This is a genomic window from Tepidimonas taiwanensis (assembly GCF_020162115.1).
GTDB classification, from domain to species: domain Bacteria; phylum Pseudomonadota; class Gammaproteobacteria; order Burkholderiales; family Burkholderiaceae_C; genus Tepidimonas; species Tepidimonas taiwanensis.
In genome coordinates, this window is the sequence record NZ_CP083911.1 from 142,166 (window position 1) to 162,945 (window position 20,780).

A 20,780-nucleotide genomic window follows, 5' to 3' on the forward strand; every position below is an offset into this window, starting at 1 on the left:
GGCAACGAGCCGGTTGCCGCTGCCCCCCGGTGCGAGCGAGGCAGTCCGTGGCCATCGCCATGGTTGTCACTGTAGCGGTAATTGCGATGTTGGTGAAGCGTGCGTGAGGCAAATGTCCGGCACAGGGCTGGCGCGCCACGCCGGCAGTGGCCAGCCGCGTTGCGTGAGCCCGACGGCGACTGTGCCCGCGCACGGGGCGGGGCAGTCGGGGGTGTCGTGCAGTGCGTGGACTGGCGACAGCGCCCGTGTGCGGGGCGCGGGCGAGGCGGCACCATGGCGGTGCCGCGCGGACAGCCGTTACCGCTGGGGCCCGGTGGGACCCAGCGCCCGTGCGCGCCAGCAGGCGAGCGCGCACAAGGCGGCAAGCAGGCCAAAGGTCTCGGCAAAGGCGGCCAGGCGTGGGCCGGGTGTGCCGGCGGCGATGGTTGCACCGTGGACGGCCAGCCGCCACTGCAGCACGACGCCGCTCAGGCTCACACCGACCGAGCCACCCAGCATGCGCAGCACGTTGATGGCGCTGGAGCCCGCCGGCAAGTGGGCTGCGGGCAGACCCCGCAGCGCCCCCAGGTTGAGCGAGGGCAGCACAAAGCCCAAGCCCACGCGGCCCAGTATGACCAGCGCCACGAGCCACACCAGCGGCGTGTGCCCGTCGACGAGCCCGAACGCCGCGAACGACAGTGCCAGCAGCGCCAGCCCCGATTGCACCAGGCGATGGGGGGGCTGGCGGTCGGCGAGTCGGCCTACCATGGCGATGGTGCCCGCCAGCGCCAGCCCCGCGGGCAGCAGCAAGGTGCCCACGTGTGCCGCCGACAGCCCCATGCCCATTTGCAGGTACAACGGAATGAGGTAGGTCGAGCCAAACAGGGCGGCACCATAGATCAGCGCCACCAGGCCGCCTGCGGCGAAGTGCCGCTGGCCGAAAACGTCGAGTGACAGCAGGGCCGCGGGGTTGCCGTGGCGCTGGCGGCGGCGCTGCCACGCCACGAAGCCCGCCAGCGCTGCCGCCGACGCGGCCAGCAGCAGAGCCGCCTGCAGCGGCGGGCCCGCGTGCAGGCTCACCAGGCCTGTCAGCAGCGTCAGCGTTGCCGCGCTGGCCATCAGCAGGCCCCAGCGGTCCAGTGCCAGATCGGGCTGTGGTGCCACACCGCCCGGTGCGGTGACGGGGACGTAGCGGCGGGCCAGGGCGATCGCCAGCAGGCCGAAGGGCACGACCATGAAAAAAACCGAGCGCCAGCCTGCCAGTTCCACCAGCACGCCGCCCAGGCTCGGGCCCAGCGCGGGTGCCAGCACCACACCCATGCCAAAGAGGCCGCTGGCACGCCCTTGTTCGCTGGGCGAAAAGGCGCGCAGGATGATGATGGCGGGGATGGGCTGCACGATGCCGGCGGCGACTCCCTCGGCGATGCGGGCTGCGAGCACCCACGGATAGTGGGTGGCCACGCCGCCCAGGATGCCCCCCAGCAGCAGCACCAGCATGCACAGCTCGTAAGTGCGCCGAAAGCCGAAGCGCGCCAACATCCACGGTGTGGTCAGCATGGCCACCACCGAGGCCGCCATGAAGCCCGAGGTCACCCACTGGGCTTGATCCTGGCCAAGCGTGAAGTGGTGGCTGAGTTCGGGGATGGCGACGTTGACGACGGTGGACGACATCAGCGCCGCGATGGCCCCGACCATGACCGACATCAGCAAGCGCCAGCGATATCGCTCACCATAGCGGGCTTGCAGCGCTTGCAAGCTGTCCGCGAGGGCTGCAGGATTGGGGCTGGAGGGGGTGTCGTTGCCTGTGGGACGGCGCGGGTCGTCAGCGGGCATGGCGGCATCATAGCGCTGAGGACTGTTCCGCCGGGGGGACTGCCTACAATGCGGCCATGGACTTCATCGAGATGTTGCTGGCGGCCGAACAGCGCCATCGCTCGCGCTTGTGTGTCGGCCTCGACCCCGAGCCGTCGCGGCTGCCAGGGCGCTGGCGTGGCGACCCCGCGCATCTGTACGATTTCTGTGCCGCCATCGTGGACGCGACGGCGGACCTGGTGATCGCCTACAAGCCGCAGATCGCGTACTTCGCCGCGCACGGGGCGGAGGGCCAGCTCGAGCGCCTGATGGCGCACATCCGCGTCACCGCGCCGGACGTGCCGATCATCCTGGATGCCAAGCGCGGCGACATCGGCAGCACCGCGGAGCAATACGCCAAGGAGGCGTTCGAGCGCTACGGGGCGGACGCGGTGACGCTGTCACCGTTCATGGGGTTCGATTCGGTGGAGCCGTACCTGCGCTATCACGGCAAGGGGGTGTTTTTGTTGTGCCGCACCAGCAACCCCGGCGGGGACGACCTGCAGGCGCGCCGGCTGGCCGATGTGCCGGGCGAGCCGCGCCTGTACGAGCACATCGCGGCGCTGGCGCAGGGGCCGTGGAACCGCAACGGCCAGATGGGGCTGGTGGTGGGGGCCACCTACCCGCAGGAGATCGAGCGTGTGCGCGCCATCGCGCCGACGGTGCCGCTGCTGATTCCCGGCGTCGGCGCCCAGGGCGGGGACGCCGCGACCACTGTGCGCGCCGGCTGGCGCGGTGACGCGCAGGGGCGCACGACTGGGCCAGTGGTGGTGAATTCTTCTCGCGCCATTTTGTACGCCAGCGGCGACGATGGGTTCGCAGTCGCGGCACGGGCCGAGGCACAGCGAACGCGCGCCGCGTTGTGGCTTTGAGGTTTGGAGTGGCGCTGTGCCGCCAACGGCCGCTGGCTGACACGCGGCACCGGCAGGCCGCGCTGTCGTTCTTCAGGCGGTGCGGAATTGCACATGGATGCCGGCCAGCGCGATGATGTCGCCATCGTGCAGCACCGCACCCGAGGCCGGCAGGGGCTGTCCGTTGAGGCGTGCCGGTGCCTCACCTGCCGCTTGGGTGAGGCGGTAGCCGGCTGAGCAGCGCTCGACCACTGCCACCGCGGTGCCGGGCTTGCCGATGGTGGTGCTGGGTTTGGTCAGCGGCAATGTACGCCCGGCCGCCGGTCCGTCGAGCACGACGATGTGTGCCGCAGGCGTCGGGGGGGTGGGCGGCGCTGCGGGGGCTGGTGCTACTGGGGCCGGTGCGGGGGTGGCCGGCGTGGCCGTGAGATTGGGCGGATCGGTTCGCTCCGTCAACGTCGGGGGCTGCGGTCCGTGCGCCGGCGGGGTGTGCGGTGCGGGCCGGGGGGTGGGAAGGGGGGCGATTCGTCCGCGAGCCGCAGCTGATAGCGCGCGATTTCGATCACGTCCTTGGGGCCGATGTCGGCCGAGACGATGGTGCGCCCGTTGACGTAGGTGCCGTTGGTGCTGTTGAGGTCCAGAACCTGTACGCGACCGTCGGGTTGGAGCACGAACACCGCGTGCTCGCCGCTGACGGCAAGATGTTCCATCACGATATCGTTATATGGCCGGCGCCCCACGGTGGTGCGGGGGCGCGTGAGCGGGACGCGCTGCAGCTCACGTCCATCGAGCGTGATGATCAGCGTGGGCATGGGGGCTCCCTCCGGTGTTGGTGCAGTAAATCATGGCCACGGCGATATTGTCGCTGCCGCCTGCCGCGTTGGCCGCGTCGATGAGCGCCAGCGCGGTGGCTGGCCCGAGGGGTGCGTTGCACAGGATCGCCTCGATCTCGGCATCACTGAGCATTTCGGTCAATCCGTCAGAACACAGCAAATAGGTGTCGCCCGCCTGCACGGTGTGCTTTGCCACGTCGACGGTGACCGCGGGCAAGGCCCCGACCGCCCGCGTGACGATGTTGCGGTAATCCACGTGGTGAATGTCATCCGGGTGCAGCCAGCCGGCGTCGATGTACTCCTGCACGAGCGTGTGGTCACGCGTCAGGGCAACGAGCCGCCCGTGGCGCAGTCGGTACAGGCGCGAGTCGCCCACGTGGGCCACCGTGAGCTGTTCGCCGCTGACGAGCACGGCCACGACGGTGGTGGCCATGCCATGATAAGCGGCGTGGCGCTGGGCGTGCGCGTGGATGCGCTGATTGGCCGCCTCGATGGCGCTGCGCAGCCGTTCGTCGGCAGCGCGTGGGGTTGACGCGGTGCGCACGATCTCCGCGACGGTGTCGCAACACAGGCGGCTGGCCACTTCCCCCGCGTTGTAGCCGCCCAAGCCGTCGGCCACCACCACAAGACCGATGTCGGGCTCGATGCGAACGGTGTCTTCGTTGTTCGGGCGCACACGGCCGGGGTCGGTGGCGCACGCAAAGCGGTACGACAACATCAGGCAGCGCAGAAGCGATATGGCGCGACGCCGGAGCCTGCAGTGTAGCCGCTGTGCCCAGAAAAATGCCCCGCACGGGGCGGGGCATCGGGGCCGTGTGCGGTGGGGCGCGCCGTCAGAGCAGGCTCTTGAGCAGCTTGCCCATCTCGGACGGGTTGCGCGTGACCTTGAAGCCGCACTCCTCCATGATGGCGAGCTTGGCCTCGGCGGTGTCGGCACCGCCCGAGATCAGCGCGCCGGCATGGCCCATGCGCTTGCCCGGCGGCGCGGTGACACCGGCGATGAAGCCGACGACGGGTTTTTTCATGTGGTCCTTGCACCAGCGGGCGGCTTCGGCCTCGTCCGGCCCGCCGATCTCGCCGATCATGATCACGGCGTCGGTGTCCGGGTCGTCGTTGAACATCTTCATCACGTCGATGTGCTTGAGCCCGTTGATCGGGTCGCCGCCGATGCCCACGGCCGAGCTTTGTCCCAGGCCCAGCTCGGTCAGTTGCGCCACGGCCTCATACGTGAGCGTGCCGGAGCGCGAGACGACGCCGATGCGGCCCTTGCGGTGGATGTGGCCGGGCATGATGCCGATCTTGATTTCATCGGGCGTGATCAGGCCGGGGCAGTTGGGGCCGAGCAGCAGGGTCTTCTTGCCGCCGGCGGCCTCCTTGGCCTTCATCTTGTTGCGCACCATCAGCATGTCGCGCACGGGGATGCCTTCGGTGATGCAGATGACGAGATCCAGGTCGGCCTCCACCGCTTCCCAGATCGCGTCGGCCGCGCCGGCCGGCGGCACGTAGATGACGCTGACCGTGGCACCCGTGGCCTCCTTGGCGTCGCGCACGCTGGCATAGATGGGGATGCCCTCGAAGTCTTCACCGGCTTTCTTCGGGTTGACGCCCGCGACGAAGCAGTTCTTGCCGTTGGCGTAGTCCCGGCACATGCGGGTGTGGAACTGGCCCGTCTTGCCGGTGATGCCCTGGGTGATGACCTTGGTGTCTTTGTTGATCAGGATGGACATGGTGTGCGTTCCTTCTCGGCAAGGGCGGTTCAGCGGCCCGCGACGGCGGCCACGACTTTCTGCGCGGCCTCGGCCATGGTGTCGGCGCTGATGATCGGCAACCCCGACTCGGCCAGCATCTGCTTGCCCAGCTCCTCGTTGGTGCCCTTCATGCGCACCACCAGCGGGACGTTGAGGTTGACCGCCTTGCACGCGGCGATGACGCCGGTGGCGATCACGTCGCAGCGCATGATGCCGCCGAAGATGTTGACCAGAATGGCCTTGACGTTCGGGTTGCGCAGCATGATCTTGAAGGCCTCGGTGACCTTCTCGGCCGTGGCACCGCCGCCGACGTCGAGGAAGTTGGCCGGCTCGCCGCCGAAGAGCTTGATGGTGTCCATCGTCGCCATCGCCAGCCCCGCGCCGTTGACCAGGCAGCCGATGTTGCCGTCCAGGCTGATGTAGGCGAGGTCGTACTTGCTGGCCTCGACTTCGGCCGGGTCTTCTTCGTCGAGGTCGCGCAGTGCGACGATTTCCGGGTGGCGGAACAGCGCGTTGCTGTCGAAGTTGAACTTGGCGTCCAGCGCGATCAGGTTGCCTTTGGAGTCGCGGTTGAGCGGGTTGATCTCGACCAGCGACGCGTCCGTCTCCATGTAGCAGCGGTACAGGTTCTGGAACAGCGTCACCGCCTGGTCGGCCGTGTGGCCTTCCATGCCGATGCCGGCGGCGAGCTCACGCGCCTGCGCCTCGGTCAGGCCCACCAGCGGGTCGACGAACACCTTGACGATCTTCTCGGGCGTCTTGGCCGCGACTTCCTCGATGTCCATACCGCCCTCGCTGGAGGCGATGAAGGCGACTTTCTGCGTCGCGCGGTCGGTCAGCACCGAGACGTAGAACTCCTTGCCGATGTCGGCGCCTTCCTCGATGTAGAGGCGGCGCACCTTCTGCCCCTGCGGGCCGGTCTGGTGCGTGACGAGCTGCATGCCCAGCATGCGGCCGGCGAGCTCGCGCACCTCGTCGATGGACTTGGCGACCTTGACGCCGCCGCCCTTGCCGCGGCCGCCGGCGTGGATCTGGGCCTTGACGACCCACACCGGGCCGCCGAGCTTCTGGGCCGCCTCGACCGCCTCTTGCACCGTGAAGGCCGGGATGCCGCGCGGCACCGGCACGCCGAACTGACGCAAGATTTCCTTGCCTTGGTACTCGTGTATCTTCATGTGGTTCCTGTCTGAAGTGGTGGCGTCTGACGGGAGGTCCGCCCAGCGGCCGTTGAGCGGGATCGCCGCTCGCACGGACGCGCGCACGAGTGCGCGGACGCCCCAAAACGGGGCGGCGCGGCAGGGCTGGCGGGCCAGCGCGGGACAGCGCGAACTGTATCATGGTGCGTCGCACAAACCTTGTGCAACGCTGACAATCAACCCCTCGGAGTATCTCGCGATGGCCCAGGTATTCATCGATGGCGAAGCGGGCACCACCGGCCTGCAGATCCGGCAACGTTTGCAGGATGTCCCCGGCGTGACGCTGCTGTCGATCGACCCCGAGCGCCGCAAGGACCCCGCCGCCAAGCGCGCGTGCATGGCGCAGGCGGACGTGGTGATCCTGTGCCTGCACGACGACGCAGCGCGCGAGTCGGTGGCGATGATCGAGGCGCTGCGCGCCGAGACGGGGCGCGCCCCGCGTGTGATCGACGCCTCCACCGCGCACCGGGTGGCGCCCGGCTGGGTGTACGGTTTCGCCGAGCTGACGCCGGGGCAGGCGGAGGCGATCCGCCGCGCCGAGCGCGTGGCCAACCCCGGCTGTTACGCGACGGGCGCGATCGCGCTGATCCGTCCGCTCGTCGACGCGGGCCTGATCCCGCCCGACCATCCGCTGACGCTGCCCAGCGTCAGCGGCTACACGGGCGGCGGCCGCCCGATGATCGAGGCCTACGAGTCCGGCCAGGCCCCGGCCTTCGAGCTGTACGCGCTGGGACTGCAGCACAAGCACCTGCCGGAAATCATGGCCTACACGGGGCTGCGGCGGCGGCCGCTGTTCGTGCCGTCGGTGGGCAACTTCCCGCAGGGGATGCTGGTGCAGCTGCCGCTGCACCTGGACCTGTTGCCGGGGCAGGTGCGCGCGGCCGATTTGCACGACGCGCTGGCGGCGCACTACGCCGGCAGCGCGTGGGTGAGCGTCGAGCCGCCCACGGCGGACGGCAAGCTCGACGCCGTGGCGCTGGCGGGCACCGACCGGCTGGAGCTGCGCGTCTACGGCAACGAGACGCACCGCCACGCGCTGCTGGTCGCGCGGCTGGATAACCTCGGCAAAGGCGCCAGCGGCGCCGCGGTGCAGAACCTGCGGCTGATGCTGGGGGTGTGAGCGGGCGTTGGGGGCTTCCCCGGAGACCGTGATCGGGATGGCTTTACGGGCACGGTTGTCAAACACCGCGTCAAGGTGTCATCATGACGCGACATAACGCAAAGGAGCGCGAGATGGCCGTCACGCTGACCTTGAAAGGTGTTCCGGACGATGTGTACGAGCGATTGAAGCAGGCCGCGGCAGCGAATCATCGGAGCCTCAACGGCGAAATCATCGCTCTGCTGCAGTCCCAGGTCTTTCCGCGCCGCCTGTCTGCTCAGGAGCACTTGGCCGCCATCCGGGCGGTGCGGGCCCGATTGAAAGCGACGGACTTTGACCACACGCTCATCGACGGGATGAAACGCGAGGGGCGTGCATGATCGTTGTGGATGTCAACGTCATTGCATACCTCTTGATTCCCGGACGATACACGGCGAGTGCGGAGGCCCTGCTGGAGAGCGATCCCGTATGGGCAGTGCCTCGGTTGTGGCGCAGCGAATTGCGCAACATCTTGGCGACGTATGTGCGAACCCAGAAGATGGCGCTGCAGGACGCGTTGGCGCTTTTCCAGCGCGCATCGGAAATCATCGACACCGAAGAATACGAGGTCGATACGGCGTCTGTTTTGCGCCTGAGTGAGGCCAGCCGGTGTTCGGCCTACGACTGCGAGTACGTCGCGCTTGCTGACTTCCTCGATGTGGATTTCGTGACCGCAGACAAGAAACTGGCGAACGCCTTTCCGCGGCGAGCGCGGCTGCTGCTCGAAGTGTGAGATGGCGTGTCGTCTAGGCGGTAGACGCGCTTGACAGCCGACTGTCATACGCGATCCACGAGCCACGCGCCGTCGCGCCGGGCGGCCCCGCCGGCGCACAGGTCGTCGATCAGCGCGTCGAGCCAGGGGTCGAACGCGGTGCCGCCGCCGTGGCGCGCGTGCAGGTGCACGAGATACGGTACCTCGCGTGCCCAGGCGTGGACCGCGTCGAGCCGCTGGCGCTGCCATTCGAGTAGCTTGAACTTGAGCAGGACCTTGAGCGCGTGGCACCGGTGCCGGGCCGGGTCGGCGCGGAAATGCGCGAGCCGCTCTCGGGCCACCGCCAGCGCCGCGGCGACCGGGGCGGCGGGCGTGGCGGGATCGGTGTGGGCCGGGTCGCCAAACGGCGCGCCGTGTCCGGGGATGACGACGCGCGGGGCCAGCGCCTCGATGCGCTCGAGCGTCGCCGCGACCGCGTCGAAGCCGGGTTCGCCGATCAGTTCCGGGAACACCACGCCGAAGCCGTGCTGCCACAGCGCGTCGCCGGCGATGAGGATGCGCGCCACCGGCTCGAAGAGCAGCACGGCGTCCGGGTCGTGCCCGGGCGCGGCGTGGATCTGCCAGTCGCGCCCGCCCAAGCGGATCGTTGCGCCCGGCACGAGCAGGCCATCGAAGCGAAAGCGGGCGCACTGCTGGCCGGTGACGCGGTAGCTCAGGCGCTGCTCGTCCCACGCACGCACCGCGTCGGCCTGTCCGGGGGGGATGAGCGTCAACAGGCCCGGATAGCGCGCCTGCAGCGCGGCGTTACCGCCGCAGTGGTCGCTGTGCAGGTGCGTGTTGAGCAGCCGCACGAGCGGCCGCGCGCCCAGCGCGTGTTCCACCAGCGCCAGCGTCTGCGCCGCGTGCGTGACGTAGCCGGAGTCGACCAGCGCCGGGCCGTCCGGCCCGTCGAACAGCACGTTGTTGGCCGAGAGCCAGCCGCGCTCCCACACGCGCATCCCGTCGGGCAGGCGCACGCTCACGGCCGCGTACCCTACACCTTGCCCCGCAGTTCGCGCCGCAAGATCTTGCCGACGTTGCTCTTGGGCAGTTCGTCGCGGAATTCGATGTACTTGGGCCGCTTGTAACCGGTCAGGTTGTCGTGGCAGAAGCGCATCACCTGCTCTTCGGTGAGCGTCGGGTCGCTGCGCACGACGTAGAGCTTGACTGCCTCGCCCGAGTGGGGGTCGGGCACGCCCACCGCCGCGCACTCCAGCACGCCGGGGCAGGTGGAGACGACGTTGTCGATCTCGTTGGGATAGACGTTGAACCCCGAGACGATGATCATGTCCTTCTTGCGGTCGACGATGCGGATGTAGCCGCGCTCGTCCATGATGCCGATGTCGCCGGTGCGCATGTAGCCGTCGGCGGTGAAGACCTTGGCGGTCTCCTCGGGGTTGCGGTAGTAGCCCTTCATCACGTTCGGGCCGCGGATGCAGATCTCGCCGGTGCCGCCTGGCGGCAGGTCGCGGCCGTCGTCGTCCTTGATGGCGATCTCGACGCTGGGCAGCGGCAGGCCGATGGTGCCGGTGAAGGCCGTGTTGGTGACCGGGTTGTTGGTGCCGATGGCGCAGGTCTCGCTCATGCCCCAGCCTTCGATCATCACGCAGCCGGTGACCTTCTGCCACTGGCGCGCGGTGCCTTCGGAGGCCGCCATGCCCCCGGCCTGCGACAGCACCAGCGACGAAAAGTCGAGCTGGCGAAAGCGCGCGTTGGCCAGCAGCCCGTTGAACAGCGTGTTGACCGCGGGCAGCACGTGGAACGGCCGGCTCTTGAGCACCTCGACGAACTTGGGGATGTCGCGAGGGTTGGGGATCAGCGTCGCGTGGGCGCCCTGGCGCATCACCAGCAGCATCAGCGTCAGCGCGAAGATGTGGTAGAGCGGCAGCGCCATGATGTGGTTGGTGCGCCGCGGGTCGCCCACCTTCTCGAGCGCCGGGGTGAACCAGGCCTCGGCCTGCAGGATGGCGGCGATGACGTTGCCGTGCGTCAGGATCGCGCCCTTGGACAGCCCGGTGGTGCCGCCCGTGTATTGCAGGAAGGCGATGCTGTCGCGGTCCATCGGCGCGGGCTTGAGCGACAGCGCCTGACCGGCTTCGAGCGCGCGCCGAAACGGCACGATGGTGCGCGGCCCGCCGGGGCCGTTGAGGGGTAGCTTGAACGCCGGCACGAGCTTGGCCACGTGCCGCACGAGGAACGTCATCCAGCGCCCGTACCACGGCCCCAGCAGGTCGCCAAAGCTCGCCACCACCACGTGCCGCACGGGGCTGTGGTCGATGACCTCTTCCAGCGTGTGGGCGAAGTTTTCCAGGATGACGATTGCCTCGGCGCCGGAGTCCTTGAGCTGGTGCTCGAGCTCGCGCGCGGTGTAGAGCGGGTTGACGTTGACGCAGGTGTAGCCCGCACGCAGGACCGCGGCCATCGTGACCAGGAACTGCGGCAGGTTGGGCAGCATGATCGCCACGCGCGCGCCCGGCGGCAGCCCGAGCGACTGCAGATACGCCCCGAGCGCGGCGCTGTAGCGGTCGAGCTGGCCGTAGGTCATCCAGCGGTCCATGCAAACCGACACCGGGTCGCCCGGATGGCGGCGAAACGCCTGTTCCAACAGCTCGGCGAGCGACGAGTACTGCGTCGGGTCGATATCGGCGGGAACGCCCGGGGGGTAGCTGGAGAGCCAGATGCGTTGCATGGCGGATGAAATTGGAAAGAACGGCCTCATTGTCGCGGGCCGGGCCGGGACGCGACTCAGGGGATGTCCCTAGAAGCTGTCGCCGGTGGTACACGGGTGGGGCACCGCCCGTCCAAGCGTTTTTCGTCCCCGGCGCGCATAATCGGGGCATCTGTCGCCGATGCAACCACGCGTGATGCCCCTGCCGCCACCCCGTCCGCCGATCGCCCGCGTGTCGCGGGTGGTGTGGTGCTGCTGCGTCGCGCACGGCGGGCGGACTTGGAGGGCGCGATGACAACGTTCCCGTCCTGGCCCGTGGCGGCCGCGCCGGTGCGCGGGCGCGCCCCGATCCGGACCCTGGACGCGAGCCACGCGGAGGCGATCCTGCGCCACCTGCTCGCGCTGGGCGAGCGCGACCGCTACCTGCGCTTCGGCTACGCGGCGCAGGACGAGCACATTCGCCGCTACGTGCAGGGGCTGCGCTTCGGCATCGACGAGGTGTTTGGCATTTTCAACCGGCGACTGGAGCTGATCGCGATGGCGCACCTGGCATACATGGTGGTGCCCGGGCGCGGCAGCGACAGCGCGGAGTTCGGCGTCAGCGTCAGCGCGCACGCGCGCGGGCGCGGCTACGGGCAGCAGTTGTTCGACCGCGCCGTGGTGCATGCGCGCAACCATGGGGTGCGCTATCTCTACATCCACGCGCTGAGCGAAAACGCGCCGATGCTGCGCATCGCACGCAAGGCCGGGGCGACCGTGGTGCAGCAGGCCGGCGAGAGCGAATGCCACCTGGCGCTGCCGCCGGCCGACTTCGAGTCCACGGTGGGGGAGTTGCTGCAGGAGGAGGCGGCGCGCGCCAACTACGGCCTCAAGGCGCTTTGGCAGGCCGTGCGCCGCGCATGGCGTCGGCTCGTGCGCTGGGTGGTGCGCCGCCCCGCCGGGCACGGGTGAGGTGCCGCCAGCGGGCGACGCGCCGCGGGGCGCACAAAGGGGTGGGCCGTTGCGACGGGCGCGTCGTTGTGCGGGCTGTTGTATTCTCACGGCTGTCGCAACACCTGACCACCCCTGTGGCCGATCCCTCCCATTCTGCCCGGCCGCGCCCCGAGGCGCGTGCCGGGGACAAGCGCAATTTTCTGCAACGCCTGGTGGAGTTCCTGCACCCCGGGCCCGATTCCCGCGACGAGCTCATTTCGGCGCTCGCCGACGCCGAGGACAACGCCGTCATCGACGCGCAGTCGCGGGCGATGCTCGAGGGCGTGATCCGTATCGCCGACCTGACCGCGGGCGACGTGATGGTCGCCGCGCCGCGCATGGACGTGCTCGACATCGCGTCGCCGTACGCGGAGCTGCTCAACACCGTCATCGACACGGGGCACTCGCGCTTTCCGGTGTACGAGGGCGAGCGCGACAACATCATCGGCATCCTGCTCGCCAAGGATTTGCTCAAGCTGCAGCGCGCGCCCGAGCTCAACATCCGGGCGTTGCTGCGCCCGGCGGTGTTCGTGCCGGAAAGCAAGGCGCTCAACGACCTGCTGCGCGAGTTCCGCAGCAACCGCAATCACCTGGCCATCGTGATCGACGAGTTCGGTCGCGTGGCGGGGCTGATCACGATCGAGGACGTGCTCGAGCAGATCGTCGGCGAGATCGAGGACGAGTTCGACGACGACGAGGAGCATGGCGACATCTTCGCGCTGGCCGACGGCACGTGGCGCGTCAGCGGTGACACGCCGATCGAGCGCGTCAACGAGTGGTTTCAGGTGGCGTTGCCGGAGGAGGACTTCGACACCATCGGCGGCTACGTGGCGCACGAGATGGGGCGCGTGCCGCGCCGCGGCGAGGTGTTCGAGGCCGCGGGCCTGGTCTTCACCGTGCAGCACGCGCGCGGCGGCGCCGTGCGCTGGTTCAAGGTGACGCGCCAGCCCGCGACATGACGGGGATGGCGGCGCGCGGCGCGGTGGCACGGCGTGACGGCGCGGCGCTCGCGGGGGCGGCCGTGGCCGTTGCCGCGGTGCTGGCCGGCGGGGCGCACGCGCTGGCGCTGGCGTGGCCGTGGGATGTCTCGATCGGCGGGTGGTTGGCGCCGGGACAGCCGGCCGCGTGGCTGCACGCGCTGAGCCTGATGGCGCTGGTGGCACTGCTGGCGCACGCGCCCACGGCCAGTGCCGCGGCGTGGCGCGCCGGGGGGTACGCGACGGCGTGGCTGGCCGGCACCTTCTGGTGGCTGTTCGTTTCCATGCACACCTACGGCGGGCTGGTGGCGCCGCTGGCGGTGTTGGCGGTGCTGGCGCTGGCGGCGTTTCTGGCGCTGGACTATGCGCTTGCGGCGGCGTTGTGGTCGCGCTGGCGCACGGCCGGGCCCGGAGCGCAGGTGCTGGCCTTTGCGGCGCTGTGGACCTTGGCGGAATGGGCCCGCGGTGTGCTGTGGACAGGCTTTCCGTGGGGCGCGGGCGGTTACGCGCAAGTGGAGGCGCTCGGGGCGCTGGCGCCGTGGGTCGGCGTGTACGGCATCGGCGCGGTCGCGGCGGCGCTGGCGGCGGCGCCGGTGCTGCTGCGGGGGGTGGCGCGCGTGGTGACGGTCGTGCTGGCGGCGCTGGTGTGGGGGGTGCCGGGCGCCGGCGCGTGGCTGGCGGAGCGCCTGCCCGACACCACGCGGCCCGCCGGGGCGCTGCCGGTACGCCTGCTGCAAGGCGCCATTCCACAGGAGCAAAAGTTTGATGTCGACGCCGGCGTGCCGCTGGCGCTGCGCTGGTACGGCGAGCAGATCGTGCGCGCGACCGGCGACCCTGCACTCGCCGGCGGGCTGGTGGTGGCGCCGGAGACGGCGATCCCGCTGCTGCCGCAGGACGTGGATCCGGCCTACTGGCGCGCGCTGCACGCCGTGGTGCGCACCGGTGACGCGGCCGTGCTGCTGGGGGTGCCGCTGGGCAGCTTCAGCGAGGGGTACACCAACTCGGCGGTGGCGTGGTTCCCCGGGGGCGAGGCGGCCGATCCGGCGGCGGACCCGTTCGCGGCGCTGACGCGTTACCGCTACGACAAGCACCACCTCGTGCCCTTTGGCGAGTTCATTCCGCCCGGGTTTCGCTGGTTTACCGAGTTGATGAATATCCCGTTGGGGGATTTTGCCCGCGGGGTGTTGCCGCAGCCGTCGCTGGCGTGGGCCGGGCAACGCATCGCACCCAACATCTGTTACGAGGACCTGTTCGGTGAAGAGCTTGCGGCGGGCTTTGGCGAGGCGGGCCGCGCGCCGACGGTGCTGGTGAACCTGAGCAACATCGCGTGGTTCGGCGACACGGTGGCCATCGACCAGCACCGCCACATCTCGCGCGTGCGCGCGCTGGAGCTGGGCCGCCCGATGGTGCGCGCGACCAACACGGGGGCGACGGCGGTGATCGACCACCGCGGGCGCGTGCAGGCCGAACTGCCGCGGGGCGAGCGTGGGGTGCTGGACGCGACGGTCGCCGCACGGCAGGGCCTCACGCCCTACGCGTGGTGGGCGTCCCGGGCCGGGCTGTGGCCGCTGGTGGGCGTGTGCGCCGCGGTGCTGCTGGCGACGCGGCCGCGCCGCGACCGCCGCTGAGCCGCCGAGCCAAGGGGCCCCGCGCCGTAGAATCGGGCCCTTATGCTGACGTTCCAACAGATCATCCTCAAGCTCCAGTCGTACTGGGACGCGCAGGGGTGTGCCCTGCTGCAGCCTTACGACATGGAGGTGGGCGCGGGCACCAGCCACACCGCGACCTTTCTGCGCGCGCTGGGCCCCGAGCCGTGGAAGGCCGCGTACGTGCAGCCCAGCCGCCGCCCCAAGGACGGCCGCTATGGCGAAAACCCCAACCGGCTGCAGCACTACTACCAGTACCAGGTGGTGCTCAAGCCCGCGCCGGCCGACATCCTGGATCTCTACCTTGGCAGCCTGCAGGCGCTCGGGTTCGACCTGAAGCAAAACGACATCCGCTTCGTCGAGGACGACTGGGAGAACCCGACGCTGGGCGCGTGGGGCCTGGGCTGGGAGGTCTGGCTCAACGGGATGGAGGTCACGCAGTTCACCTACTTCCAGCAGGTGGGCGGCATCGACTGCCGCCCCATCACCGGCGAGATCACCTACGGGCTGGAGCGGCTGGCCATGTACCTGCAGGGGGTGGAAAACGTCTACGACCTCGTCTACGCGCCGGGGCTGACCTACGGCGACGTGTTCCACCAGAACGAGGTGGAGCAGTCGGCCTACAACTTCGAGCACGCGGACGTGGAGTTTTTGTTTGCCGCCTTCGCCGCGCACGAGCGGCAGGCCAAGCACCTGATGGCGCAGCAGCTGGCGCTGCCCGCTTATGAGCAGGTGCTCAAGGCCGCGCACACGTTCAACCTGCTGGACGCGCGCGGGGCGATCAGCGTGACCGAGCGCGCCGCGTACATCGGCCGCATCCGCAACCTGGCGCGGTCGGTGGCGCAGAGCTACGTGGACAGCCGCGCGCGGCTGGGCTTCCCGATGGCCCCGCGCGCGTGGGCCGACGAGGTGCTGGCTCAGTGGCAAAAGAAGCAGGAGGCCGCCGCATGAGCACGACCGTGGCCCCTCTGCTGGTGGAATTGTTCGTCGAGGAGCTGCCGCCCAAGGCGTTGCGCGCGCTGGGCGAGGCGTTTGCGCAGGGTCTGGCCGACGGGTTGCGCGAGCAGGGCCTGCTCGCGCCGGACGCCGTCGTCACGCCGTATGCCAGCCCGCGGCGGCTGGCCGCGCACCTGAGTGCCGTGCGCGCCCAGGCCGAGGACCGCGCGGTGCAGCTCAAGCTGATGCCGGTGGCCGTCGGCTTGGACGCACAGGGCCAACCGACGCCCGCGCTGCTGAAAAAACTCGCCGCGCTGGGCGTGGACACGGCCGAGCCGGCCGCGCTGGTCGCGCGGCTACGCCGCCAGTCCGACGGCAAGGCCGAGGTGCTCTACTGGGACAGCGTGGTCGCCGGGGCGACGCTCGCCGCCGGGTTGCAAAAGGCGCTGGATGAGGCGCTGCGCCGCCTGCCGATCCCGAAGGTGATGACCTACCAGCTCGCCGACGGCTGGCGCAACGTGCACTTCGTGCGTCCGGCGCACGCGCTCGTGGCGCTGCATGGGACGGCGGTGGTGCCGGTGCAGGCGCTGGGCCTGAGCGCCGGTCGGCACACGCACGGCCACCGCTTCGAGGCGGCGCGCGACCCGATCGAGATCCCGCACGCCGACGCTTACGCCGAGACATTGGCGCGCGAGGGCGCGGTGATCGCGCACTTCGGCGAGCGTCGCGCCGAGATCGAACGCCAGCTCGCCGCGGCGGCCGCGCGCGTCGGCGGCGGCTGTCGCCCCATTCAGGACGACGCGCTGCTCGACGAAGTGACCGCGCTGGTCGAGCGGCCCAACGTGCTGGTGTGCCAGTTCGACGAGGCGTTCCTTGCCGTGCCGGCCGAGTGCCTGATTCTGACGATGAAGGCCAACCAGAAATACTTCCCGCTGCTCGATGCGCAGGGGCGCCTGACGCACCGCTTCCTGGTGGTTAGCAACATCACGCCGGCCGATCCGTCCGCGGTCATCACCGGCAACGAGCGCGTCGTGCGCCCGCGGCTGGCGGACGCGAAGTTCTTTTTCGACCAGGACCGCAAGCGGCCGCTGGAGTCGCGCGTGCTGGGGCTGGCGAAGGTGGTCTATCACAACCAGCTCGGCACCCAGGGTGAGCGCGTGGAGCGCGTGGCGGCGATCGGCCGCGCCATCGCGGCACAGCTGGGCGACGCAACGCTCGAGCGCCACGTCGATCGCGCGGCGCTGCTGGCCAAGGCGGACCTGCTGACCGATATGGTGGGCGAGTTCCCGGAACTGCAGGGGACGATGGGCCGCTACTACGCGCTGCACGATGGCGAAGACCCGCTGGTGGCCGAGGCGATCGAGGACCACTACAAGCCGCGCTTCGCCGGCGACGCGCTGCCGCGCAACCCGGTCGGCGTGTGCCTGGCGCTGGCCGACAAGCTGGAGACGCTCGTGGGCCTGTTCGGGATCGGCAGCCTGCCCACCGGCGACAAGGACCCGTACGCGCTGCGCCGCCACGCGTTGGGCGTCGTGCGCATGCTCATCGAGCGCGACCTGCCGCTGGCGCTGCCGGCGCTGCTCGACGCGGCCGTGCCGGTGTTCGGCGATCGCATCCGCGACCCGCGCGAGGCGCTCACCGCCTTCATCTACGAGCGGCTGCACAACTGGATCGAGAGCGAGTGGGTGCACCCGGCCGGCCCGGCCGCGGGGCGTGAGGCGGGCGGATCCTCGGCGGCAGCCGGGTACGCGAAACACGAAATCGACGCGGTGCTGGCGCTGCGCCCGGCGCAGCTGCGCGAAGTCCCGCGGCGGCTCGCGGCGGTGCGGGCGTTTGCTGCGCTGCCGGAGGCGCCGGCGCTCGCCGCCGCCAACAAGCGCGTGACCAACATCCTGCGCAAGGCCGACGCGCCCGTGCAGCCGGTGGTGGACGCCGCGCGGCTCGTGGAGCCGGCCGAACAGGCGCTGTACCGCGCGCTGCAGGACGTGCAGCCGCAGGCCGACGCCGCATACGCGGCGGGCGACTACACCGCCAGCCTGCAGCGGCTCGCGGCGCTCAAGGCACCGGTGGACGCGTTCTTCGACGGCGTCATGGTCAACGCCGACGACCCGGCGCTGCGCGCCAACCGGCTCGGGTTGCTGGCACTGCTGCACGGGGCGATGAACCGCGTCGCGGATCTGTCGCGACTCGCTGCCTGAGGACGCCCCATGCCCGCGCGCGACCTGCGGCTCGTCGTCATCGACCGGGACGGCACGCTCAACCAGGACCCGGAGGATTTCCTCCACGGCCCCGACGACTGGCAGCCGCTGCCCGGGGCGCTGGAAGCGATCGCGCGCCTGAACGAGGCCGGCTGGCGCGTCGTCGTCGCGTCCAACCAGGCGGGGCTGGGGCGCGGGCTCTTCGATCTGGATACGCTCAACGCCATTCACGCGCGCATGCACAAGGCCGTCGCGCAGGCGGGCGGGCGCATCGAGGCGGTGTTCTTCTGCCCCCATGCGCCGGAGGACGCGTGCGACTGCCGCAAGCCCGCACCGGGCCTGTTCCGCCAGATCGCCGCGCGCTTCGGTACGTCGCCATCCCAGCTCGTCGTCGTCGGCGATTCGGTGCGCGACGCGGGGGCGGGGGTGGCGGCCGGGTGTGACACCCATCTCGTGTTGACCGGACAGTCCGCGGCGTGGCGCGGCGTCGGTCGGCCCCCGGGTGTGCCGCAGGCCGTGGCGTTGCACGACGACCTGCTCGCGTTTGCCGAGGCGCTGGTCGAGCGCGACGCGTCGGCGGGACGGGAGGGCGCGGCATGAACGCCCTACGCTCGTGGCTGCACCTGCTGTTCATGGGGGTGACCGTCGTGCCGTGGGCGACGGCGGCGGTGCTGATGGCGCCGTTCGTCTCGTCGCAGCGTCTGTATTCGTTTTGCATTGGCTGGGTGCGGCTGCAGGTGTGGGCGGCGCGCTGGATGCTGGGCATCCGCAACGAGGTGATCGGCTGGGAGCACTTGCCGGTTGGAAAAAACGCGCCGGCGATTCTGCTGGCCAAACACCAGTCCACGTGGGAGACGTTTTGCCTGCCGGTGCTGATGCCGCACCCGCTCGCGTTCGTCTTCAAGAAAGAGCTGCTCTACATCCCGTTTTTCGGCTGGGCGCTGGGGTCGTTGGACATGATCCACATCGACCGTGCCAAGCGGGCGCAGGCGTTTCAGAAGGTCGTGGAGCAGGGGCGGCGGCTGCTGGCCAAAGGCACCTGGGTCATCATGTTCCCCGAGGGAACGCGGGTCGAGCGCGGCCAGCGCGGGCAGTACAAGAGCGGCGGCACGCGGCTGGCGGTGCAGACCGGCGCGCCCGTGATCCCGATCGCGGTCACGTCCGGGCGCTGCTGGCCGCGCCGCGCGATCGTCAAACGGCCCGGCACGGTGGTGTTCTCGATCGGGCGGCCGATCCCGAGCGTGGGCCGCGATCCGGACGAGCTGATGCGCGAGGTGGAGGCGTGGATCGAAGCCGAAATGCGCCGCCTCGATCCGGAAGCGTACACGCCCGTCGCCGGCAACTCGCCGCCAGGGGCAAACCGAGATGAGCGCCGCGCCGCCTGAGCATGCGGCGGCCGCCGCCCCGTCGCAGGCGCTGTGGGCGCACCCGCACGCCAACCGCGAGATCGTCCTGCGCGGGGTGCGCGTCGCCTACGAGTGCCGGCGCAGCGCGCGGCGCACGCTCGGCCTGCTCGCCGGCCCGCAGGGGTTGAGCGTGCGGGCCCCGCGCGGTGCGGCGTGGGCCGATATCGAAGCCTTTCTTCAGCACAAGGCCGACTGGGTGCTGACCCAGTGGCGACGGTTGGCCGAGCGGCCGCGCCCGGCGTGGCCCCCGCGCACGCCGGCGCTGATCGAACAGGCGCGCCAGCGCTTTGCCGAGCGCGTGGCGCACTATGCCCCGCTGCTGGGGGTGGCACCGGCGCGGCTGCGCGTGTCGGATGCGCGCACCCGCTGGGGCAGCGCGAGCAGCCGCGGCACGATCGCGCTCAACTGGCGGCTGGTGTGCCTGCCGCCGGCGCTGCTGGACTACGTCGTCGTCCACGAACTGGCGCACTTGCGCGAGATGAACCACGGCCCGGCGTTCTGGGCGCTGGTGGCGGCGGTACTGCCGGACTACGCGCAGCGGCGCGCGGCGCTGCACCGCCACCCGCTGCGCTGACCGCGCGCCCCGCCCACTGGTCGGCGCGCGGGGCTCACAGCGTGGCGGCGACGGTCGCGAACGCGGCGGTCAGGGCGAGCGCGTGCACCAGTGCGGCCGTGATCGTCAGCACGATCGCCGGCCGCAGCGCCGTGACCGGCGCGGCCCGCGCGACGTGCCGCCACAGCAGGGCCGCCGCCGCCAGCGACAGCGGCAGCGACGCCAGACCCCACCAGCCCACACGCGGCGTCACCTGGGCCAGCACCGACGCCACCAGGCCGCCGTGCGCGAGCACCACCAGCGCGGTGTAGAGCGCCGCGACGCCGATCGGCCCCACGCGCACCGCGAGCGTGCGCTTGCCGACGCGGGCATCCCACGGCGCGTCCGGCACGCCGTTGATCAGCAGGATGGCCGCGACCAGCAGCGCAAACGGCAGCGCCGACGCGGCCGCCACCACCGACCACTGTCCGCGCTGGCTGTGATAGGCCCTGAGCACGACCAGCCACCACGCCGTTGCCACCGTCAGCTCGCCCAGACCGCGCGCCATCAGGCGCAGCGGCGGGGCCGAATATGCCCAGCCGAGCAGCACGCCCGCCGCGCCGATGGCGATCAGCCCGCCACCCGCCCCCAGTGCGAGCCACATCCCGCCCAACACCACCAGACCGGTCAGCCCCAGCGCGAGCGCACGCGCCTGCGCCGGCGAGGCGTCGCCAGAGGGGATGACGCGCGAGCCACCGGTGAAAGGCGACAGCGGCGCGGGGTTGGCCGCATCCGCGCCGTTGAGGGCATCGTGGTAATCGTTCCACGCATTCGCGGCCGCGTGGGCGAGCACGGCCAGCGCGACGGTGACGCCGGCGCGCAGCGGGTCGAACCCGCAGCCGCACGCCGCCGCCATCGCCAGCCCCAGTGCCACCGCCGCGACCGTCACCCACAGAAAACCCGGGCGGGCGAGGCGCCAGGCGGCGGCCGGTGTCAGGGGGGCGGCAGGGGCGGGCGGGGTGGACATATTACCGACTATAGCCTTTGCGCGGCGCGGGGCGCACCGGGCGAGGGCGCGACCGTGCCCGATGGCGTAGA

Annotated in this window: 21 protein-coding genes; 12 read left to right on the forward strand and 9 right to left on the reverse strand. The window is 70.6% G+C overall.

Annotation, left to right across the window (positions count from 1 at the left end):
• Positions 1-297: 297 nt before the first annotated feature.
• Positions 298-1,812 carry a DHA2 family efflux MFS transporter permease subunit gene (locus LCC91_RS00685; RefSeq protein ID WP_082007499.1) on the reverse strand — a complete coding sequence of 505 codons (1,515 nt, stop codon included), beginning with the start codon at positions 1,810-1,812 and terminating at the stop codon, positions 298-300.
• Between the two features lie 56 nt (positions 1,813-1,868).
• Between LCC91_RS00685 and pyrF the strand changes: the two genes are divergently transcribed.
• The gene (gene pyrF, locus LCC91_RS00690) at positions 1,869-2,702 is read left to right on the forward strand and encodes an orotidine-5'-phosphate decarboxylase (RefSeq protein ID WP_043699578.1); all 834 of its coding nucleotides are present in this window, start codon (positions 1,869-1,871) and stop codon (positions 2,700-2,702) included.
• 72 nt (positions 2,703-2,774) lie between these two features.
• Here the strand turns inward: pyrF and LCC91_RS00695 are convergent, their stop codons facing one another.
• The 5 genes from LCC91_RS00695 to sucC all read right to left on the reverse strand — a co-directional run bounded on the left by LCC91_RS00695 (position 2,775) and on the right by sucC (position 6,437).
• Positions 2,775-3,017 carry an FHA domain-containing protein gene (locus tag LCC91_RS00695; protein WP_224440974.1) on the reverse strand — a complete coding sequence of 81 codons (243 nt, stop codon included), beginning with the start codon at positions 3,015-3,017 and terminating at the stop codon, positions 2,775-2,777.
• A gap of 116 nt (positions 3,018-3,133) precedes the next feature.
• Positions 3,134-3,493: an FHA domain-containing protein gene (locus LCC91_RS00700; protein ID WP_224440975.1), complete on the reverse strand. Its 360-nt coding sequence runs from the start codon at positions 3,491-3,493 to the stop codon at positions 3,134-3,136.
• Positions 3,459-4,232 (reverse strand): Stp1/IreP family PP2C-type Ser/Thr phosphatase, encoded by a 774-nt coding sequence (locus LCC91_RS00705; RefSeq protein WP_052231445.1) that lies wholly within the window; start codon positions 4,230-4,232, stop codon positions 3,459-3,461. The genes LCC91_RS00700 and LCC91_RS00705 overlap by 35 nt, the downstream gene beginning before the upstream one ends.
• Before the next feature lie 115 nt (positions 4,233-4,347).
• On the reverse strand, positions 4,348-5,241 hold the full coding sequence (gene sucD, locus LCC91_RS00710) for a succinate--CoA ligase subunit alpha (protein WP_043699576.1): 894 nt from the start codon (positions 5,239-5,241) through the stop codon (positions 4,348-4,350).
• Between the two features lie 29 nt (positions 5,242-5,270).
• Positions 5,271-6,437, reverse strand: coding sequence for an ADP-forming succinate--CoA ligase subunit beta (gene sucC, locus LCC91_RS00715; RefSeq protein ID WP_058616670.1), 1,167 nt, complete (start codon positions 6,435-6,437; stop codon positions 5,271-5,273).
• 220 nt (positions 6,438-6,657) lie between these two features.
• Between sucC and argC the strand changes: the two genes are divergently transcribed.
• The 3 genes from argC to LCC91_RS00730 all read left to right on the forward strand — a co-directional run bounded on the left by argC (position 6,658) and on the right by LCC91_RS00730 (position 8,329).
• A complete protein-coding gene (argC, locus tag LCC91_RS00720; protein WP_043699572.1) occupies positions 6,658-7,578 on the forward strand; it encodes an N-acetyl-gamma-glutamyl-phosphate reductase in 921 nt (306 codons plus the stop codon).
• A 113-nt stretch (positions 7,579-7,691) separates the two neighbouring features.
• Positions 7,692-7,937, forward strand: coding sequence for a FitA-like ribbon-helix-helix domain-containing protein (locus LCC91_RS00725; protein ID WP_058616671.1), 246 nt, complete (start codon positions 7,692-7,694; stop codon positions 7,935-7,937).
• Positions 7,934-8,329, forward strand: coding sequence for a type II toxin-antitoxin system VapC family toxin (locus tag LCC91_RS00730; RefSeq protein WP_058616672.1), 396 nt, complete (start codon positions 7,934-7,936; stop codon positions 8,327-8,329). Before LCC91_RS00725 ends, LCC91_RS00730 begins: the two co-directional genes overlap by 4 nt.
• A 44-nt stretch (positions 8,330-8,373) precedes the next feature.
• On the opposite strand, the gene LCC91_RS00735 is transcribed toward LCC91_RS00730, so the two are convergent.
• Positions 8,374-9,306: an MBL fold metallo-hydrolase gene (locus LCC91_RS00735; protein ID WP_058616680.1), complete on the reverse strand. Its 933-nt coding sequence runs from the start codon at positions 9,304-9,306 to the stop codon at positions 8,374-8,376.
• Positions 9,307-9,341: 35 nt separating this feature from the next.
• Positions 9,342-11,036 carry an AMP-binding protein gene (locus LCC91_RS00740; RefSeq protein ID WP_143898484.1) on the reverse strand — a complete coding sequence of 565 codons (1,695 nt, stop codon included), beginning with the start codon at positions 11,034-11,036 and terminating at the stop codon, positions 9,342-9,344.
• A gap of 270 nt (positions 11,037-11,306) precedes the next feature.
• Here LCC91_RS00740 and LCC91_RS00745 point away from each other — a divergent pair, with 270 nt between their 5' ends.
• The 8 genes from LCC91_RS00745 (at position 11,307) to LCC91_RS00780 (ending at position 19,724) form a co-directional block, all read left to right on the forward strand.
• Entirely contained in the window at positions 11,307-11,966 is a 660-nt protein-coding gene (locus LCC91_RS00745; protein WP_058616681.1) for a GNAT family N-acetyltransferase, read from the forward strand.
• A gap of 116 nt (positions 11,967-12,082) precedes the next feature.
• The gene (locus tag LCC91_RS00750) at positions 12,083-12,946 is read left to right on the forward strand and encodes an HlyC/CorC family transporter (RefSeq protein WP_043700429.1); all 864 of its coding nucleotides are present in this window, start codon (positions 12,083-12,085) and stop codon (positions 12,944-12,946) included.
• Positions 12,943-14,592: an apolipoprotein N-acyltransferase gene (lnt, locus tag LCC91_RS00755; protein ID WP_390612149.1), complete on the forward strand. Its 1,650-nt coding sequence runs from the start codon at positions 12,943-12,945 to the stop codon at positions 14,590-14,592. The genes LCC91_RS00750 and lnt overlap by 4 nt, the downstream gene beginning before the upstream one ends.
• Positions 14,593-14,634: 42 nt before the next feature.
• Positions 14,635-15,561 (forward strand): glycine--tRNA ligase subunit alpha, encoded by a 927-nt coding sequence (glyQ, locus tag LCC91_RS00760; RefSeq protein ID WP_043700433.1) that lies wholly within the window; start codon positions 14,635-14,637, stop codon positions 15,559-15,561.
• The gene (gene glyS, locus LCC91_RS00765) at positions 15,558-17,744 is read left to right on the forward strand and encodes a glycine--tRNA ligase subunit beta (RefSeq protein WP_143898486.1); all 2,187 of its coding nucleotides are present in this window, start codon (positions 15,558-15,560) and stop codon (positions 17,742-17,744) included. The genes glyQ and glyS overlap by 4 nt, the downstream gene beginning before the upstream one ends.
• Positions 17,745-17,753: 9 nt before the next feature.
• Positions 17,754-18,344: a D-glycero-beta-D-manno-heptose 1,7-bisphosphate 7-phosphatase gene (gmhB, locus tag LCC91_RS00770; protein WP_043700435.1), complete on the forward strand. Its 591-nt coding sequence runs from the start codon at positions 17,754-17,756 to the stop codon at positions 18,342-18,344.
• Positions 18,341-19,129, forward strand: a complete 789-nt coding sequence (locus LCC91_RS00775) for a lysophospholipid acyltransferase family protein (protein ID WP_052231520.1) — start codon at positions 18,341-18,343, stop codon at positions 19,127-19,129. Before gmhB ends, LCC91_RS00775 begins: the two co-directional genes overlap by 4 nt.
• Complete coding sequence (locus LCC91_RS00780; RefSeq protein WP_052231521.1) at positions 19,110-19,724, forward strand: M48 family metallopeptidase; 615 nt, start codon at positions 19,110-19,112, stop codon at positions 19,722-19,724. The genes LCC91_RS00775 and LCC91_RS00780 overlap by 20 nt, the downstream gene beginning before the upstream one ends.
• 34 nt (positions 19,725-19,758) lie before the next feature.
• Here the strand turns inward: LCC91_RS00780 and LCC91_RS00785 are convergent, their stop codons facing one another.
• Complete coding sequence (locus LCC91_RS00785) at positions 19,759-20,709, reverse strand: prenyltransferase (RefSeq protein ID WP_224440976.1); 951 nt, start codon at positions 20,707-20,709, stop codon at positions 19,759-19,761.
• Positions 20,710-20,780: the final 71 nt, after the last annotated feature.